Origin of the sequence: Acinetobacter sichuanensis (assembly GCF_003024515.2) — a bacterium.
Taxonomy (GTDB): domain Bacteria; phylum Pseudomonadota; class Gammaproteobacteria; order Pseudomonadales; family Moraxellaceae; genus Acinetobacter; species Acinetobacter sichuanensis.
In genome coordinates this window covers 1-19696 of sequence record NZ_PYIX02000001.1, presented here as the reverse complement: position 1 = coordinate 19696, position 19696 = coordinate 1, and the positions used below count along the sequence as shown (strand labels likewise).

14 protein-coding genes and 1 pseudogene are annotated in these 19696 nt (G+C 32.8%); 1 reads left to right on the top strand and 14 read right to left on the bottom strand.

Features of this window, described 5'->3' with window-relative positions; all coding sequences use genetic code 11:
• Nucleotides 1-19 precede the first annotated feature (19 nt).
• From C9E89_RS00080 to C9E89_RS00030, 10 genes are all read right to left on the bottom strand, one after another.
• The gene (locus tag C9E89_RS00080; protein ID WP_107006410.1) at nucleotides 20-1687 is read right to left on the bottom strand and encodes an ATP-binding protein; all 1668 of its coding nucleotides are present in this window, start codon (nucleotides 1685-1687) and stop codon (nucleotides 20-22) included.
• The gene (locus C9E89_RS00075; protein ID WP_171405052.1) at nucleotides 1680-2873 is read right to left on the bottom strand and encodes an SIR2 family protein; all 1194 of its coding nucleotides are present in this window, start codon (nucleotides 2871-2873) and stop codon (nucleotides 1680-1682) included. Before C9E89_RS00075 ends, C9E89_RS00080 begins: the two co-directional genes overlap by 8 nt.
• Before the next feature lie 205 nt (nucleotides 2874-3078).
• The gene (locus C9E89_RS00070) at nucleotides 3079-3921 is read right to left on the bottom strand and encodes a hypothetical protein (protein WP_107006408.1); all 843 of its coding nucleotides are present in this window, start codon (nucleotides 3919-3921) and stop codon (nucleotides 3079-3081) included.
• Between the two features lie 62 nt (nucleotides 3922-3983).
• Nucleotides 3984-4436 carry a hypothetical protein gene (locus C9E89_RS00065; protein WP_107006407.1) on the bottom strand — a complete coding sequence of 151 codons (453 nt, stop codon included), beginning with the start codon at nucleotides 4434-4436 and terminating at the stop codon, nucleotides 3984-3986.
• A gap of 7 nt (nucleotides 4437-4443) precedes the next feature.
• Nucleotides 4444-5136 carry a P-loop NTPase family protein gene (locus tag C9E89_RS00060; protein WP_107006406.1) on the bottom strand — a complete coding sequence of 231 codons (693 nt, stop codon included), beginning with the start codon at nucleotides 5134-5136 and terminating at the stop codon, nucleotides 4444-4446.
• Between the two features lie 26 nt (nucleotides 5137-5162).
• A complete protein-coding gene (locus C9E89_RS00055) occupies nucleotides 5163-8603 on the bottom strand; it encodes a DEAD/DEAH box helicase family protein (RefSeq protein ID WP_107006405.1) in 3441 nt (1146 codons plus the stop codon).
• Nucleotides 8604-8770: 167 nt separating this feature from the next.
• Entirely contained in the window at nucleotides 8771-10657 is a 1887-nt protein-coding gene (locus C9E89_RS00050; protein WP_171405046.1) for a nuclease-related domain-containing DEAD/DEAH box helicase, read from the bottom strand.
• 390 nt (nucleotides 10658-11047) lie between these two features.
• Nucleotides 11048-12235, bottom strand: a complete 1188-nt coding sequence (locus C9E89_RS00040) for a restriction endonuclease subunit S (protein WP_107006402.1) — start codon at nucleotides 12233-12235, stop codon at nucleotides 11048-11050.
• On the bottom strand, nucleotides 12232-13713 hold the full coding sequence (locus C9E89_RS00035) for a type I restriction-modification system subunit M (protein ID WP_107006401.1): 1482 nt from the start codon (nucleotides 13711-13713) through the stop codon (nucleotides 12232-12234). Before C9E89_RS00035 ends, C9E89_RS00040 begins: the two co-directional genes overlap by 4 nt.
• Nucleotides 13714-14030: 317 nt before the next feature.
• Complete coding sequence (locus C9E89_RS00030; RefSeq protein WP_107006400.1) at nucleotides 14031-14249, bottom strand: helix-turn-helix domain-containing protein; 219 nt, start codon at nucleotides 14247-14249, stop codon at nucleotides 14031-14033.
• Between the two features lie 69 nt (nucleotides 14250-14318).
• On the opposite strand from C9E89_RS00030, the gene C9E89_RS00025 reads away from it, so the two are divergent.
• On the top strand, nucleotides 14319-14807 hold the full coding sequence (locus C9E89_RS00025; RefSeq protein WP_107006399.1) for a hypothetical protein: 489 nt from the start codon (nucleotides 14319-14321) through the stop codon (nucleotides 14805-14807).
• A 185-nt stretch (nucleotides 14808-14992) separates the two neighbouring features.
• Here the strand turns inward: C9E89_RS00025 and C9E89_RS00020 are convergent, their stop codons facing one another.
• The 4 genes and pseudogenes from C9E89_RS00020 to C9E89_RS23235 all read right to left on the bottom strand — a co-directional run.
• A complete protein-coding gene (locus C9E89_RS00020; RefSeq protein ID WP_107006398.1) occupies nucleotides 14993-15397 on the bottom strand; it encodes a hypothetical protein in 405 nt (134 codons plus the stop codon).
• Nucleotides 15390-17348, bottom strand: coding sequence for a hypothetical protein (locus C9E89_RS00015; RefSeq protein WP_107006397.1), 1959 nt, complete (start codon nucleotides 17346-17348; stop codon nucleotides 15390-15392). Before C9E89_RS00015 ends, C9E89_RS00020 begins: the two co-directional genes overlap by 8 nt.
• Nucleotides 17335-19347 carry a hypothetical protein gene (locus tag C9E89_RS00010; protein WP_107006396.1) on the bottom strand — a complete coding sequence of 671 codons (2013 nt, stop codon included), beginning with the start codon at nucleotides 19345-19347 and terminating at the stop codon, nucleotides 17335-17337. The genes C9E89_RS00015 and C9E89_RS00010 overlap by 14 nt, the downstream gene beginning before the upstream one ends.
• 23 nt (nucleotides 19348-19370) lie before the next feature.
• Nucleotides 19371-19696: pseudogene (locus C9E89_RS23235) on the bottom strand (hypothetical protein); the annotation flags it as partial.

The following is a 19696-nucleotide window of genomic DNA, read 5'->3' as shown; positions in this document are numbered from 1 at the left end:
CCGTTACATACTGATTAATTTACAACCATTTATTTTTAAAGTCTGCCCCAGATGAGTTTGGAATTATTGCAGGCTTGTGGATATTAATAGTTAGTGGTATTGGAAAATCATTCCCTATAAGAACTGCTTCTCCAGGCTGTAGACTAGGTAGAAAATCGGAAGCAGCTTTATCTATTTCACCACATGCGCGTTCAATAATTTCTCTATCCCGATCATTAGTAAGCCTATGAACAATTAATGTTCCTAACTGACTTAGTACACCTTCAGTTATATCTCTTGGTCTCTGAGTCGCTAAACAAATATTTAAACCAAACTTTCGACCTTCTTTAGCAATTAACTCAAATGAATCTAATTTGGCAATCGTATCTTCATTACCAATACTTTTACCAATAAAATTATGAGCTTCATCTAAAAAAACAACTATCGGTTTATCTGAGAACTTTCGATCCCTTGCGAGACCTAAAAGATGTCGTCCAATTACATTTGCAACGATTTCCCTAGCTTTAAATTCAAATCCAACATCACTTAAGTCTATTCTCAAAATTTTTTTATTTGAATCATAGAAAGCATCGATTTTTTCTACAAGTGTTGGTAGGTTTTTGGATTGAAAAACAAATTTAAAGGTATCAGAAGTTGTTATTCCATGAATTCTTGATACTAAGGCAAGACAATAACTAAAGCTTTGCTGATCTTCTCCCCATATACCATCCGATTTTGGTGGCCAGATACATTCCTCTCGAATTTGTTTACTAAGCTTTAAAGGATTAAATGGTGTTGAAGGGTGCTCAAGAAGTTTTGTACCACCTATAGCATTAACGCATTCTCTCCAAGATTGCTCCATTTTTCTAATTTTCAAGAAAATACCATTTTCAATTTTATCTAAATGTAGTTGCCGATCATTTAAAATATTAACTAGCCTTAGGCTTCTTATAGCATCTCTAAATTTAGGCCCTTGCACTTTTCCAGATGGTTCAAATAGCGCTATAAAATCAGTTTCCTGAAAACATTCTACAGGCAAACTCACTTGATGAGAGTTTATTGCTGCATTGATTGGTTCACTCAAATGGACATTTTCAATATCATCTCCAATAAAATCTTTATATTCTCCTGTTGGGTCAAGAATTATAACCTTTGAATTAAATTTTCTACATTCCTCTAAAATCTTTGCTGTCGTATAACTTTTACCTCCTCCTGTAGAGCCTAGAATTCCAAGGTGTCGACCAAATAGCTTTTCTGGTGTTACAGTGATATCACAACCTTGATCTACATCAATAAAACCAATATTTAACTCAACCTTCTGCATTCCTTTATTCATGCGTTTTGGCAATTGAGCGATAAGTTCATGTGGTGCCGAATAAATAAGATCATTAATATTTGGATAATACTCAACCCCAGCAGTGACATACAAACTATCCATTTGAATAGTTCCTAAAAGCTGAATTCTCCCTGCGATATCCAAATTAGACTTATCTAAATCATCTTTTTTAATTTCTACTATACGTCCAAGAATTAAATTTACTTGACTTTCAATTAATATAAACTCACCAACCTCACCTTTTCCATAGCGTTTGCCATGAAAATAAGTTGCTTGATGTTGCAAATTAATATATTCAAAATTAACAGAGTTTGCAGTAACAGCATTTACCTTACCAAAGAGTAGCTCTGGCTTAATTACACCATTATGCATGTGTACCTCCAAATAATTTCTTCATATTTTCATGAAGGTTCTCTGCTGGAGATAATGCTGTAAGATCAGGAATCAGACTTGAAAACTGTTGGAAATCACAATTAATAAAGATTATTTCATCATTCTTTCTATCATCTGCGATCTTCTTAAATATTTTCCAATACTTAGATGTTTTAGGAGGAGCTGCATTAAAGTCATTTTCAATACTTGGTGATACAACAATCACTTTTAAGTGTGGGTTAGAAAGTATTGCTGACAAAATTGGCTCAGATAAATGATCGTCATTAAAACCAAAGCCAGCAATAATTAAACACGTATTAGGCTCTCTTAAACTTTGTGAAAAGCGAGCAATCAACTCTAAGTGTGGCTGTATATATGACTGCTGATATTTTCCCTTCGCTGGAAAGATCATACAGCTATCTTCTGCTTTTACATTTTCAGCCTGTTTAATGATATAAGAACTAGTTTCATCACGACTCCAATTTGTAGAACCATGAAGTTTATAAAGCTGATATACCCCCTCTAAATAATGTATGTTAGTTGAAGATGATGTTGTATTTCTTCGGACGATATCCATATCAAAAAATCTGGCATCATAAATACGAGGCATTGAAAAAGAAAAGCCATCTATAACTGTGATGCCAAGTAGCCCAGCAGCATCTTCAAAACAAGTATCATAATTAGTTGTAAATAGTTTAACTCTTGGATCTTTTGATTTTCTTCTTGCTAATTTCCTAATAAATTCCTTATGACCAACTAGTTGAGAATTTTTATCTTTAATAAAACGGCATTTTTGTAAAATTAGTTCCTTACATTTTTTAATAAACAGCGTAGTTTTTTCTATCTGTTCCCCAACTTGTAGATATGCCTCACAGTGGGAGAGGCATATCTCTATGTTCTGATTAGATTTAATTTCAGAATCAAATTTACTTTCAGAAAAACAGTCATTAGCTATAGTAAGCATATCGTTAGTTGTACATGTTTTCCATAAATCCCACATTCCTGGGCCATTCACGACATCACCTAATGATGTTCCACTACCTGCAAGTACCATAATGTTTGGCATTTGTAGAGCTGATTTTAATTTTCCTTTTAGATTAGGTTCGAAACTTTCATTTTCAGAACCATCAGAGCTTTTTTCTTCAATCCAAATATATTCAGACGAATCATAGTATTTCTTAATTATTGTAGTCATATATATCCCCCTGATATATTTTTATCTTTATGCCACAGCTTCATTAAAAACTTCAATAACGCCAAATATATTGTCAGCATCAACTTCACAAAAAATACCAACTATTCCTTGATAATGAACCTAACTTAAGGATAGTTCAAATAGCTATGCCACACCCTATAGGCGTTTATTATTACTTTTGTAGCAGTGGTCCATACTAAAATTTGACCTTTAAATTAAAATCAAAGCTATTATTAACTATAGATGCTAATTCAAGTTTAGACTTAAAGGATATGAGAGAACTGTTTTTTCCTTTTGTTTCAACTTGTGGAAAATGAAGTCCAACATCAATAAGAATTTTCATACTGCTATTGTTATCACTTGCAGAAGACATAGATATATTTAAATCGCTTAAATGTGCAGCACCATCTTTAAGTGTCGCTAATTCATGACAACAAATTTCATCATTTTCTAAGCCATATTCTTCTAGTATTTTTTCTGCTAACAATATTCTTTGCTCAGTTGGATATTTATTCTGAGTATAACTTTTCATAATTGAAGCAATTTGGTTCAGTGTTTTTTCAGCTTTAGCTGTCAAATCAACATTAGCTTTAGCAATTCTAGACACAGTACCATCTAGTGATGCTGAAAAATCAACTTTAGAACTAGAAAAATCAAAATTTTTATGTTCAAACTCAAATGAAGTTGCACCTAATGCAGCAAAAAATCTGGCATACGCATTTGCTTTTTTTAGATTGTAAGTTAAGAAATCATCTATAACATCTTCCAATTTTAAATACTTTTCTTGAGTATTAACCCCGTCATCTGAACATACTAGAACTTGATCTATTTTCAATAAACCTAGTTTATCTAATTCACAGAGTTTATCCGACTTTCTTTTTGCAATTCGACTTAAAGGAAGCTGAATAACCGTAACATTGGGCGCAAGTACTAATTCAGATGTAGACTTATCATCTAAAGCCGTATCAATTGTGTCCTGAGACAAACACCATACTACTCGACGATCATCCATATCATTAGGAAAGCTTTTAAGACTCATCTTCTATCCTTTGCTTAATTTTTGAAACAAAAATACTAATATTACGCTTAAACTTATCAATGCTAGTGGAAAGATCCACCTTCGTTTGGTCCTTTTTTTTTAATTATTTCAAGAATATCGTTACATTGCTTGGCTAGCAAGTCTGCATTAGATAAATTTCTATTAGTTCTTGTCCAAAACAAAGTTAATATTTGTTCAAATTCTAACGTAATATTTTTATAACCCTTAATTATTAAGGCAGTTTTCGATTTTCTTCCAATATTATCTTCTTGCTGATTTTCAATTAACAATATTAAATCCAAAAGTTCATTAGAATTTAATTTGTAATAACACTCCACATTATTAAAAAATTCTCTTTCGCCTTTATCAGTCATTTCAAATATTAAATTATTAACCCACGATTGAGTATTTTCTTCAGTTATTTTTTCAAGAGAATTTTGATTGTATTCATACCAATCATCAGAGCTACTATTATCTAATGCTTGTGCAAAAATATAAATTCTAATATCTTCCATAATAGGTCTATTCTCCCATATGGCCAATTATGAAATGAATAATTTCATTTAATCCAATTTCATCTTTCATACTCCCGAAATGAAGATATACTTTGGAATCTTCTTCATTTAACCTAGATTTTATACCTTTAAAAAATCCTTCATTTTGGAGATCACTTATCAAATCAAGTTTTTCCTCTTGATTATTAAATTCAATACCTTCAAGCAAATCTAGATGAGTTCCAATAATAAACATCGGTATATTTTTACCATTTAATTCTTTTTGAATATTTTTTATATCTTTTTCAATTTGGTTTTCAACAGATCCTTCATCAATTATCCATTCATCAATTTTGAATAGGTAAATAAAAATATCAGCATTTTTTAGTGCTTTTAACCACTGTTCATAATTGGAAGTTACACCGCTATAATCATTTTGTGTGCTATTAAGTCGAACATCCCAACCAAGGTCAGCTAATTTTTTTTTAATAACTTTTACTTTTTTTACACCAATTGTTGCTTCATGCTCCAAAGTAATTTCCCCCTTAAGTAAATAATTAAGAAGGGTTGTTTTACCAGTAGCACGCTGCCCTAAAATGACAATAGATTTACCATTAAATAGTTTTTTTAATTTCTCCCAGTTATTGTAAATAAAATAGCTTGATACGCCACTTATTGCTAACCCTGCTACAGTATAAGCAGCCCATATTGGTAAAACCATGTTATTTTTCTCCTTTAAAATAAAACTTAAGCTACCGCTTCATTAAACACTTCAACAACCCCAAATATGTTGTCAGCATCCCCATCACTAAACACACCATCAATCCCTTCATAGTGGATCTGATTAAAAGGTGGTTCATATAACTGTGCTGCTTCTAGTACACCATTTTGTGTCAAATGCTCAATCAACATTTCCACAAAGCGAATCTGTTTTTCGTTATAGCTTGTGCCTTGCAAATACTTTGAAAAAGCGTCTTGTACAGCTTGACGATCAAGTCCAACCAAAGAGCGAATAAATAACGGTAACGACTTTTCAGTCCCAAAGCATTCCTCGAATTTATCTCGGCTTTCTACTTCCTGAGCTTCAAAAACAAAACGCTCTAGCTCACTTAAGTCTGTCGGTGTAAGAACCAAGCCACGCTTGAGTTTGGCAATAGTAATATGGTTTTCATTGGCTTTAATGAAGCTTTCTACACGCTTGCGATATTGGACAAGGTTTACACCTGTTGATACAACAGGAATATCGACTGCTTGCATATCTCCAATTTCATCATCTAGCATGGAGTAGACAATGGTTGAGGTCGTTTTCTCGATGAGTTTGACCAAGCCACGAATCCGCTTACGCATCGCCTCAAGTATGGGTAAGGTAATGCCTTTCCAATATTCTACGGTTTGGATGTCTTGGATCAGTGCAATCTGTTCCGCAACCACTGGAATATTTTCTTTGCCTTCTAACTTAGACGCAATTTCAATCACTCGATTGGCATAGTTTTCAATTGCCTTATTATTCTTTTCCAATACGGCAAGTTCTAAGTTGTAGCACAACATATCGAATAGTTTGGCTTCTAGTGTTTCAGGCTCAAGCTGATTCGGTAGTTTAGAGATGTGTTCTCGTAATGTGCCAATCGCAAGGTCATCTAAATTGTTCCAAGCATCATCTTTCTTAAAATGTTCAACATGCTCAAGTTCAGACTTCACGATGAAATTATCGTTGTTCATCGACTTCACTTCAGTCTGTAAACTCTGACGCATATCTTGCTGTACAGCTTTTAATTCTTCGATGTCGTAGTCCTTTGCATTGAGTAAACTTAAGATATTTAAACGTGCTTTAAACAAACGCTGTCCGAGTGGTTCAGTGGTCGCAACAGGCGCACCATCAGGATTTCCATTGAAGTATTCAAAGTTTGAACAATAGTCGAAGATAAAGAATTCTTTTTTATGTTCATCAGGTGCAAATAGATCTTCACAGAGTCGTGTACCACGCCCAATCATCTGCATAAACTTTACTTTAGAGCGTACTGCTTTAAAGAACACCAGATTGACCACTTCTGGTACATCAATCCCAGTATCGAGCATATCGACTGAAATGGCGATTTGTGGCTCAGCTAAGTCTTTCTTACTAAAGTCATCAATCAGGCTTTGCGGATATTTGGTGGCATGGGTAATCACCCGAGCGAACTTACCATCATATTGCGGATAGTTTTCATTAAAACGGTCTGCAATAAACTGTGCATGTTTTTGATTCACAGCAAAGATAATGGTTTTGCCTAGACGATCACCACCTTCGGTTTTAATGCCATTTTCCATCAAATGCTTGAGCATTAAATCAATGGTTCCTGTATTAAACAGCTCTTTATTGATTTTAGAGGCTGATACTTCTTCAGGCGCATCTTCATCGCCCCAATTTAGGCTATCCCAATGTTGTTTTTCTTCTTCTGAGAGTTCGTCATATTTCACGCCTTCACGCATGAATTTAAGTGGAACAGAATAGGCTTTGGGTGGTACGAGATAACCATCAGCAATAGCTTGATCGAGACCATAGTAATCCGTTGGTACACCACTTTCTAAACCAAAGAGTGCATAGGTATCACGGTCAACTTCATCTCGTGGCGTTGCGGTTAAACCGACAAGCAAACTATCGAAGTATTTAAAAATCTCACCAAACTTTTGGTAAACGCTACGGTGTGCTTCATCAATAATAATCAGGTCAAACATACCTGTGCCAAATTGTCGTGTACCATCGGCATTTTTTTCATCAATCAAGCCGATCATGGTTTGGTAGGTAGAGAAATAGACTCGACCGACTTGGTTCTTATCTTCAAGTAAATTGACGAATGAGGCATCTTTTAAATTGGCTTTAAAGGCGTTGTGAGCTTGATTGACCAATGAAGTACGGTCTGCAAGGAATAAGGCTTTTTGCACTATATTAGCTTTCATTAGCACATCGACCAATGCAATGGCGGTACGGGTTTTACCTGTGCCTGTTGCCATAATCAGTAAGCCTGCACGTTCTTTACGTTGATAGGCTGCAAGCATCGCTTTGATGGCACGAGTTTGGTAGTAACGCTCGACAATGTCCGCATTGATTGGAAAGCTGCTTAAATCAGGATTGTTCTTACGTCTTTCGATCAGACGTTTGAGTTCTGCTTGTGTATAAAAGCCATGGACTAAACGTGGTGGGCCACCTTGAACATCATTCCAGATTCGGGCTTTGTAGCCATTGGTATAGAAGATTACAGGGCGTTGACCTGTTTGTTGTTCTAAGCAGTCGGCATAGAGTTTAGCTTGTTGTTGTCCTATATCAGGGTCGGTTGATGTACGTTTGGCTTCAACGACTGCTAAAGGCAAGCCATTGGCATCATACAGTACATAATCCACTGCACCTTTACCCGATGGGCTTGGCATGCCTGTAACAGCGACTTCTTCTCGAACTGTTGTACCAATTTCCCAACCTGCTTCTTCAAGCATGAGGTCAATTTTAAGTTTTCGAGTTTCGTCTTCTTTATAGTCGGTATGGTCTTCGATTTTGCTATTGGCAATTTTGGCTTGTTCAACGTCGGCACGTTTCTGTGCAAGTTCAGCATCTATGTTGGCTAATAGTTTTTCACGTTCTTCTAAGTTTGCAGATTGTTCAAACAGTCGTTGTTCAAGTTCACGTAGTGCTTTGTGTTGTTCTGCAAATTGTTTTTCTTTGGCTTCGGTTTCTTTTTGCAGTTGCTCTTTATTGGCGGTGATTTGTTGGGTGTTATCTGAATTTGGAATCAATTCAGTTTTAAAGATATGCTGTTGAGAACGGTCTTTGGATGGTGAGCCATAGTTGCGTTCAAACCAAACATACATCAGGAATAAATGGCTGATGTGTTTGACGGTTTCTTCGGTGGTAAGTTGTTTGAACTTTTTCCCATGTACGGCACTGTTGCCGACCATGCGAATATTATCCATTTTGTCCCAGATATAAGGCGGGATCAGATCTTTAAATTTGAGGTCGTTGAGTAAGTTATGCAGTGAAGCATCGTAAGGTTGGGTAAGTTTTTTGTCGTATTGATACAACCACAGCACGAGGTTTTCAAGCGAAGTACGAGCCGCAGCAAGGGCAAATTGTGGGGATATATACGTGAGCTTTTCGGCTTCTTTAGCCGTAGCTGCCAAGCTTTTAAATTCAGGTTCTAAAAACTGAAAATTGCTCATTTATCCCTCTATAAATTATTTTCAAATATACTTTATTTCCATACTATAACTGAATTAAGTGACTGATTTAATATTTAATTATCTAAATTATAACTAAAAGTAAATTTCTCCTCGAACGTGCTTTTATACAAAAATATTCAACAAGGAGAAATTTAGATCATAAGAGTTTATAAGTAATTTGAAGAATTCCACATTTTACTATATTCAATCAAACTTGGTTCTGCATTAGCTACGTATAAAATGCTACTTCGACCTGATTTTAATCGAGTGATTGCTGTATACAATAGCGCATATTCTTTATCCAAATACATTTGATCCCAAACAACTAAGAGCGCTTTTGCTTCCCAGCCTTTAAAACTATGAACAGTACAAACTTTAATCCTTGTATCACCTTTAAAAAACCACATTTTTTTCTGACGAGATTCAGTCGGATCTTTAGAAAAAATGTCTATATATTTTAATTTGAGCTGATCTAAAGTTTGGCAAACACTCATACCAACTTCATGTGTTTGGACTAATATTGTAATATCGGAATGACTGAGTTGAAGTTTTACAACTTCATTTCTGAATTTACTGAATGCATTAAAAAAGGTCAATGAATCTATAGATTCAACATTTTCCCAAATTAACGTTGATTCTTCAATTACTCCAAAATCAAATGAATCTTGTTGTGATGTTTTTGATTCTGATTTAATGATTTTTTCTTGTGGCAAGAACATTTCTGCAAATTTATTTGCCAATGGAATTAAATTATCGGGTAATCGATAGGTTTGTTTTAATTCAGCCCATGCACCTCTAAATCCTGCATTTTTCATCACATCATCCGTCCACAAATCTGCAGATGAATAAATATCTTGGGTTGTATCAGCACATAACAGCATTTCACCGCCATCAGCCAATAATTTTTTCAAAATATCCCACCATTTAGGATTAAAATCTTGTCCTTCATCCACCAAAATTGCATCGTATTTTTCTGGTTCACTGATATCTAATGCTTGATTGACGACATCGCAGATTTGATCATTGTCAGGAAAGCTTAATCCTTGTTCTTTTGCATTTCGAAATAATCCAGAATATTCAGTATCTAAACTTGCGTCATAACACAATCTTCTACAGAGGTAATGGAAATTAATCCATGTCGCATCTGATCTAATTTTGGGGTATTCCCTAACAGCCAAATCCTGTAAGTAATTCATTAATGTAATATTAAAGGTCACGATCAATACAGACTTGTGTTCTCTTAACAATGTTGCTGCACGACCTGCCACAACTACAGATTTTCCCGAACCTGCAGGTCCCTTTAAACGTCGAAAACCTGATTCTGTACGTTCCTTTATAAATTTTTGTTGTTGTGAATTATATCTTATTGGCTCTCGTTGTTCTTTGCTTGACTCTGGTTCAACAAGCCAAACTCTCAATTGTTGAGCAATCACTGGATTCATGTAATTTGATGATATTCTATCTATACCTGAAGGAAAGTTTTCAGCTAATTTTTTTGAAAAACTTTCTTTTGAAAATATGATATAGCTATTGTGTTGATCATCCTCGTTGCGAGCAAAGATCTTTCTATTTCGACTTTGAAAAATCGGTTTAAATAAATTTTCCACATTTTCTTGTGTTGCAGAAGGCAGTACCAAACCACACGAAACAACTATTGAATGTTTAGGTCTACTTAAAATTGGACAATATAAGTCTATAATTTCTTTACGATATAGAAGTAATTGATCTACAGGATTTTTCTTAACATAGGATATTTTTTCTCCTTGCTGATTGATTGCATACAGATGAACTTTCCCATTATTTTTAGCTTCAACACCATATTGCATGGCAGAAAAATTCCAGTTTTTTACTTCAAATACACCAATTCCGATTTTAGGATGAAGAATAACAACATCAGGGCATAGACCATTTAAATGTGGCTGAATATAGATTTCCCAATCTCTTGGCAGATGTTCATCTAAATAGTCAATAAATTGTTTTTCGCCGATTTCTAATGGTTGGCGCAATTGATCCCAATCAGCTTTGGGCGGTGAAATGATTCTTTCAGTTTTCATTGTTATTTTCATTTGGATGAATCAACCACCAAATTAGACCTGAAATAACGGCTGTAGGTATTAAAGCATATTGTATTTTTACACCAACGTAACTAAACATCGAGCCACATAATATAATCAAAGCTGTTGATATAAATGCTATCCACCCGAAAAAATTGGTTAATGAGGATCTGATTTTGTAAATCATACTATTACCCAAACAAATAATGTAAATAACTTATTAGATATCAATAAAATAAATGTATCAATATTCAAAATAGCAGATCGTTTTATTTTTGAGCGGAAACTAAAATTATAGTCGCTGTATGTTATTTTTTTGATCAAATTCAAATAAATAGAGAAAGTAACACATATAACGATGATACTTTCCCTCATATTTTAAATTAAATTTTATAAAGTGCCGTTAAATGCTTGGTTTTGTAATGATTTAAATAATGAATCCAAACTATCAGAAGATTGCTGAAAAGTCTTAATTTGCCCCCAAAGTTTTGTTGAAAATTCAGCAAATTTATCTTGAAGCTCTTTAGGGGGTAATGGCATTTTTAACTCGTTCAATTTCCCTTTGGAAATATTCTTCATTGAGCCACTTGTACCACTTGATAGTTTTGAGAGCTCATTTCTAAACTCTATGTTTTTAAATAAATCCCATAAATAAAGTTTATTTACTTTAGATTCATCTGAAATAGAAAATTTCCATAATTTGTCAGGCAAAACAATATTCTCAGGAGTTTCCCAAACGTATGCTGTTGCCGCAACTAATTCGGTTGTATTTGCTCGACTGAAAAGTAAATCACCTTTTTCGACAATTGCTAAAGGATTAGGCTCAAATGTGTTAGGTGCAAATTTACTTTCATTAGGTTTATAAACTTTTGAAGTGACTGCGCTAACTTTTAGAATTTTATAATCAGAGTCACTTTCATCAGGGCATTCTATATTTTTTCCACCAATGAACTCATCAACTACTTCTCCAACTTTAACCAAACTCCACCCTTTAGGATTACTGACAGGATCGCCAAACATATCAATAAAGGTGGCTTGTAAAAGCTGATCTAACATTTCAATCGCTTGCTGACGTTTTTGGCGTAGCTCATCCGCTTGATCTAAAATAGAGGCAATTCGGCGTTGTTCTGCAAGTGGTGGGAGTGGGATTTTTAGGTCTTTAATCACACCTTGAGAAATATTTGGCTGACCACCACCAACTCGACGGCTTAATAGATATGGTTTTGATGCTTCTAAAAATCTGTATAGATAATTAACATCGCAGACATTTTCATCAGGTTGAATATTACAAATAGCTTGGTTTGTTGTCGCATCAAAAGTAAGCTGAGAAACCTCTCCAACTGTTGCACCATACATAGCAATTAATAAAGAACCTTTTGAAACTAATTTAGCTGATGATTTTTCTACTGCTAAATCAGTTATATATTCTTCAACCTCGGTGATATAACGGTTTTTTAATTCACCTGATTTAACCCACGGAATTGTACCATTTTCGAAAAAAGCATTATTTGATCGAGAAGGTGTACCACCACTACCTGTTTTACAAAATGTACTTATTTTTTTAACAGGAATTGTCATTTTAACAACTCCTTAAGCGTAGCCATTCCTTTTAAAATATCCTGCTCAAGCTCTTCTAAATCCGCCAAAATTTTACTTGGTGCTTCATATTCCACTTGCTCATAAACCACTTCTTTATAACGGTTAATCGACAGATCATAACCATTGGCAGCAATATCGGCTTTATCCACCATAAAGCTTTGCTCTGTGGCTTTACGAGAACTTTCCGCTTCCAAGTTTTTAAAACGAGCAATAATGTCAGGCATGTTATTATTTTCATGCTTAGACGCATCAAGCTCATTACGCTTATCATCCAGCGAATAACCATCTGCCTGCATATCATAAAACCAAACTTTGTCCGTACCGCCCGACATGGTTTTGGTAAAAATCATAATTGCAGTTGAAACGCCTGCATACGGCTTAAATACCCCTGACGGCATCGAGATAATCGCTTCAAGCTTTTGCTCTTCTACAATCTTTTGACGCAAAGCTTTATGCGCAGTTGATGAACCAAATAACACACCATCAGGCACAATCACCGCAGCACGACCACCTGTTTTAAGTAGACGTAAGAACAAAGCTAAAAATAACAATTCAGTCTTTTTGGTTTTCACCACAGCTTGAATATTCTTGGCACAGCTTTCATTGTCCAAACTTCCTGCAAATGGCGGATTGGCTAAAATCAAACTGTATTTTTCAGCAATATGCGAATGCGCTTCACTTAAAGAATCACGGTTTTCAATACTTGGGTTTTCTACACCGTGCAGCATCATGTTCATCGAACCAATACGAAGCATGGTGCTGTCAAAGTCATAACCGAAGAAAGTTTCTTCACTAAAGCGTTTTGCTGCTTCAGGATTGGCAAAAATCTCAGTGCTGTAGTGATCGTTTAAATATTCACTTGCAGCCACCAAAAAGCCTGCTGTTCCACAGGCAGGGTCACAGATGGTATCAGTTGGTTTAGGTTGCATCAGCTCCACAATCATCTTAATGATATGGCGAGGGGTACGGAACTGACCGTTTTGTCCTGCTGAAGCGATTTTACCGAGCATATATTCGTAAATGTCGCCTTTGGTGTCTTTGTCATCCATTGGCACAACGGCAACCAAATCCACCACTTTGGTTAAAAGCGCAGGTGTAGGAATGGTAAAACGAGCATCCTTCATGTGATGGCTATAGGTGGTTTCGTCTTCTGCACCTAAGTTTTTGATGAATGGGAAAACTTCATTGGCAACGGTGTTATATAGCGTTGCTGCATCACCTAAAGTAATAAACTTTGACCAACGTAAATGGTCTTGCTCAGGTGTAAAAATGGGTTGCTCAACTTCTATTTTTAAACGGTTGGCTTTCTTTTCTTTGGTAATCTGAATTTCATCAAGTCGGCGGATAAACAGCAAATAAGTCATTTGCTCCATGACCTCTAAAGGATTAGAAATACCACCACTCCAAAATGCATTCCAAATCTGGTCAATTTTGCTTTTAATTTCGCCTGTAATCACGTAGATGACTCTCAAATTTCTTTGAAAGTATTGTGTTGGATTTTAGTTGGAAAAGCTATTGGAATTAAAGAAGATGCGACAGAGAATGGCGTTTAAATACTTAAATATAGTAATAAAAGAGATTTCTTTTAATATCTAATTATTTTTCAATATAATTTCTTTACAAGCAGTTCATGATTTATTAAGACATTAAGATTCCATGATCATCAGCTATATCATCTTTAATAAAAGCATCTTCTAATTCGTTAAATTTTAATTGAGTTTTTAACAAAATCCTAATCAACACCTATATTTTAATAATGAGAAAAAGAAAAAATTTAATTAAAAAATTTAGATATCTCTATATCTAATGCATTGAGCCAGTCTTGTAATTCAATAATATCAAGTCGGCGATCAAAATTTTCAACTTTAGCCACATATGACTGCGGCTTTTTTAAAGACGAAGCAAGTTGTACCTGAGTCATTACTTTAGACTCACGTAATTCAATTAACTTTCTGATGAATGCCCGATATCTAGGGTCATGTAATGAACTCATAGAAACAGATATTGAACTATGAGACAAAATATCCCAAAATAGGATATTTCATAAGTCTTTGGTTCTAGAATGAATGTTGCTCACAGTCTCAAACAGGATATTTTGATATATCTATCTAAAAATACTTTTGAGAAAAGTGAATTTAAGTATATATATGAAGGATTTATTCAGAATTTACCTGAATTTAAGTCAAAAAAGTACTACCAAAAAATTTATCATCTCATCCGAGAGTTTGAAGAATTAAACTTACTTGAAATTGATAAATCTGGCTGTACTTATAAATACAGTACGAATGCTGACCAAAAAAAATTCTTAAGTTTATTAGAGCAATCATATGATAAAAATGCTTTACAGAACCAACTGTTAGTCGAGTATCATCAAAAAAAATCAGAATTACATAAAATTAAAGCAGAACTAGAAATTTTTAATAAGTATTTATTACTGTATCCCAAGATTCAGGAAAAAATTGCTTCATTTATGAATGAACGAGAGTATAAACTTTTAAAACTTGAATCAGAATTACTAGCTATAGATATTATTTTAGAGAATATTTCATAATCTTCCAAAATAACAGCAATAATAAGAAGAAGTCTGATAATAATCTACTTAACCACGCATTTCTGATGTAGAAATATTTTAGATATTGGCTAAAATTTACTTAAAGCCAATATCTAAAAAACTTTAAAATTAAAATAATTCCACATATAATTTTTAGAAATTAGATATAACTTTTAGGGATCAAACTAATACTTAAAATCTAATATATTATCCTTTTTCCTATAATATTTAAGCTCATCTTTTAATCTTTTATTTTCAATAATTAATGAATTAACTTGCCCTAGCGCTATTTCATAGAGAGCACATAATTCTTTGTATTTATCATTTTTTATAGTAATACTTGCTTTCAGGTCCTTCTGAACAGGAGAATTTGATGCAATTCTTCTAGCAAGCTCAGCCTTTTTTATCTTATCTCTTAACTCTTCAAGTTCTGGATTATCATTTCTAATTGAACTAGGGTCTCTACCAGCTTCAATTGCTACAGTTGCCTTATTAATCTTGTACTTCTTATTAATTAATTCAGGATGGGTAGGCTTATTTAAAATTAAACGGTCTAATGCTAATTCATAGTTTTCACGCATTTTAGACATTGTTATCCTCCAATACATTTCTTTTCGCTAATACTCTATCAATAGCATCAATTTCTATTCTAAACTGTTTATATGTAATTGAATTTTCATCCAATTTATCAATTTGTTTTAAATAATTTTCCTTTGCTGTATTCAACGCATCCAACGAATTGTCATCAAAAATTGCTTCGCTACAAGTTACACATGCAGTAGCAAATGCAAAAGACAATTTATTACAGTTATCACTTTTACCACAGCCCCCTAAGGGAGTTTTTTTATAAAAAATGCGACCGTCTTTAATATGTTTAAGAGTTTGCTGACGATCAGTTAAATACTTAGGTGGGTGAGGGGCATTTTTCTGTAGTTCAAAATAAGTTCCTTTTGCACCAAATAAGACTGAATCATTTTCAATAACGTTATGCGAGAAGGAGGAAAATTGGAATAACTCACTTTCTGCTCTATATTGATTAACTATATCCTTTTGAAAGTTTAGGTTTTTTGCATTATGAAAATTATTTCCATAATACATAGTCATACTAAAACTAATGTGTTTTAACTGTTTTTTTAATGCAGGTAGCTTAACTATATTACTACGAGAAGCGTAAACTGCTAGGCTTCTTCTAAATTGATGATAAGCAAAGTTCCATGCATGACCGATTTGAATGTTATAATCACCCTCCCAATCTACTAACATATTGAAATTAAATAACTCTTCAAGATCAGAATTTTCAATTATAATAGGTTCAATTATTTTATAAATATTTTTCCCTAAAGTAGGTGTAAATAAAGTAGCATAATCATATAAAGGATTTATACCAACAGGGTGTTTCTGCTGATTAAAAATTGGTAATAAAGGGTATTCTTCAAGAGGAATATTTATTATTTTTTCTTCAATATATCCTATACTCAATAAAAACTTATGTAGCTTAGCAATATCTTGTAGAATTTCAACTACTTGAACTACTTGCTTTGAAGTTACCCAAATTGCAGATACTACTCCTAATTTAGTGAGCTTAGAAGTAAAATTATTTAAAATAAAAGTCTTACTACCATCTGCCTTATTCGTTATTTCTTCTAAACAATAATAAGGTAAATTAGTAATCTCATTCTTACGCATACCACTGAAACAAGAAATAAATGCACTTCCCAATGACTGAATGTAAAGAAAATGACTTATTAAATGAGGTCTTTGTGTAATTGAATATTTTTCAAAATAAAGTTTAAGCTCATTTGATATATTAAGCTTAATTAAAAGTTGGCTAAAAGAGCATCTAAATCCTTTACTAGGGCGTCTACTAGTGAATTTTTCATGATTAATAAAATCTATAAGTTCAGATCGAATACTATGGTAAAATTGAAAAAATTCAGTTGATTTATATATAAAATCGGCAAGTATTCTTGAAGGTATCAATACAGTTTGATTAGGCTCTTTAGTTGCCACCTTTTTCATCTTATCAAGTTTGGAGAACTGTTTTTTTGAAATCCCAAAATTTTCAAGATTGAAAAATACACCAGTTTTACTGATCAAAGATAAAATAGATATATACTTTTCGATAAGCATCCTATTATCAGTTGCCAATGTATCAATTAATGCATTGAAATAAAAAACATTATCCCTCATATTAGAAAAATTCAATTTAAAGGATTCACACAAGGTTGCTAATCTTCTTAGATCTGAATATTTACCTTCAATAGTATTAAAGGAAAGCCCTGCTACATTATTTGAATAATAGTACATATAATAATATAAACATAACTTCACATAATATTTTGACTCATCATTCAAATTAGATTTACTAAAATCGATTACAGTCGCTTGAGCATAACTTGTAATATAATCTTTAAAATCCCAACAATCATCAGTAAAGTAATTCAAAGGTTTATCATTTTCAAAAATTACTATTGTAGATTGATTGGGTAATGTATTTGAAAGCTTAATTTTTTCTAAATTTATAAATTTAGTCTTCAACATAAAACTGCACCCCTAAATCAATCAATAACTCTAATATGTTTTGCCAGTTTTCATCAAAATACCCATCATCAACTTCATCTTTAATAGTATGTATAAGACTTTTTACGTGGTCGTATTTATTAACTATCTGTTTCAATATTTCATCTATACGAAATTTAACTATTAGCATTTCCTCGTTTAGATCAGAATGCATCTCAGTAATTTTTCTTAAAGAAAGTAATTTACGTAAATCGATTTCATCTGTATGTAAAACATAATTTTCGCAAAATAAGCATGTGGATGGATTTGAACAATTTGGTTGTTCTATATTTTCATTAAAACCATCAGCTCTAATAGGCGATGTATGATTACAATGTCCAGCTATCGTAGGGCTACTTTCAATATCAGTAATAACAGGAATAGCTTTCCTAGTAGTACGATTCTTAAAAATCATTTGGTCATATACATTATCAAAAAATTCAGTAAATTGAGAACGTACTTGTTCCTTTGTAGCATCAGTATAATATTTAAAATCTACTGTAGAGGTATGACCTAATATTTCTGCACTAATATCAATTGCTTGATTATGATTTTTAACACCCTCTAAATTCTTGTAGATGTTGGCATAACTCCCTCGTCCTACTCTTGGACTTATATAGGACCCTTTACCAAAAATTGAGTTATACCAATTTTTGTATAAAATCAAATCTTTAGCACTATAAAGGCCTATTAGATCCTTAATATTTTTATTAGCATTTAATTTAAATGTAAAAAAAACATAATTCCCTATTTTTTTTCGTTCTTTTTCATCAACTAAATTCAATACATATTCACGAAAGGCTAAAAAGTCTTTTAAAGGCTGAACAATTTTATTAGTTAACCCTACAGGAATAGTTCGTCCTCCTGAACGCTCTTTAACATAAAATATTTTTTGATTTGGTACATCAGGATTTAAGTTTTTCAAATCTTGAGTTTGTAGCCCATATATCACAGACAAATTACATCCTGAATCAGTTATTATCCATAATGCCATACTTGACATAGCTATATTAATAACCTTTAACCGCTCTCTACTATTATGTCTATTAGCATTTAAAAGCATTTTCAAATGCTTGTTATAGCTCTTTTTAATTTCAAAGGGTAATTCGTCATTTTTATCTTTATAACGAATTTTCAACTCATCTACATCATCAATCTTTTTAACATTCTTAACTGCTTCAATTCGGGTTAAAAACCTACCTTCCTTATTATAAAAATATTTTTTTACAAGAGCAGAAGCGCTTGTAATATATAAAAAAGAAGGTACTTCAGAAATATCATCATTAATATTAAAATTAATTGGAAAATTACTATTATTTAAAGAAAACTGAGAAAAGATCTTATATATCTTCTGACAATTATTTATATATACACGGTAATCCTCAGTTTCTGATACTTCTTTATCTTTATTCGGAGAATCATATCCTTTAATATCAATATACTTACCTATAAAATCTTCTAAATCAACGTTACAAGTTGAAGATATTAATTCAGCACATATTTTTTGCTTAGCAGCTATATTTTTTGTAGATTTAAAATTGGGATTCTTAAATTCATTTTTAATCTTTGCAATAAGAAACTTAGTATAAAACTCATAAATAATGTGACATTGATTAATATCATCAAAACTTATTTCTATATTCTGTTCGCTACCAATAGAATACAGTTCATCAAGTGTCACTTTTAACCGCCCTAAAATTACTCTCGCTGAACCAACGGTTAGCTTAGTGCATTTGTAATCTAGAAACTCTTTTATTGCACTTGCAATCTTTTCATTAAATGTACTTTTAACAACTTTTGCATAATGTTTTGTTTTGCATGATTTAGATCTTTTAGCATAACAAAGAGAACCTATATCAACATAACTATCTGTATTGCCTTGTTTTGTAATTAAAACTAATTTTTCCACATCGTAGCCATTTTCTGAAAACTTATAGAAATTTTCTATATGGACGAATTCAATATTTCTTTCTTCAAACATAGTTTCACTTCTATCAATATCAATTAATTAAAACAATAAATAAGCTCGACAAATTCCTGCTTCACACTTTCATAAAGCTTATTTTTCGCACTATAATTCAAATAAAGATATGTTGTTTCTCTATCTTTATGTCCCATCCTCTCTCTAACTTCTTCAATGATATGAGACTCAGGTACACCATATTTTTGAAGAAGATGTACTAAATTTAAACCGAATGTTGCTCTTAAATCATGAATACTAAATTTTCGTATTAATTGCTTATCATTTTCCATCTTCTGGAAAAGATCTTTCATATTTTTATACACAGCTTTACCATCTTTTTCAGAAAATGGCTTACTAACAGGAAATA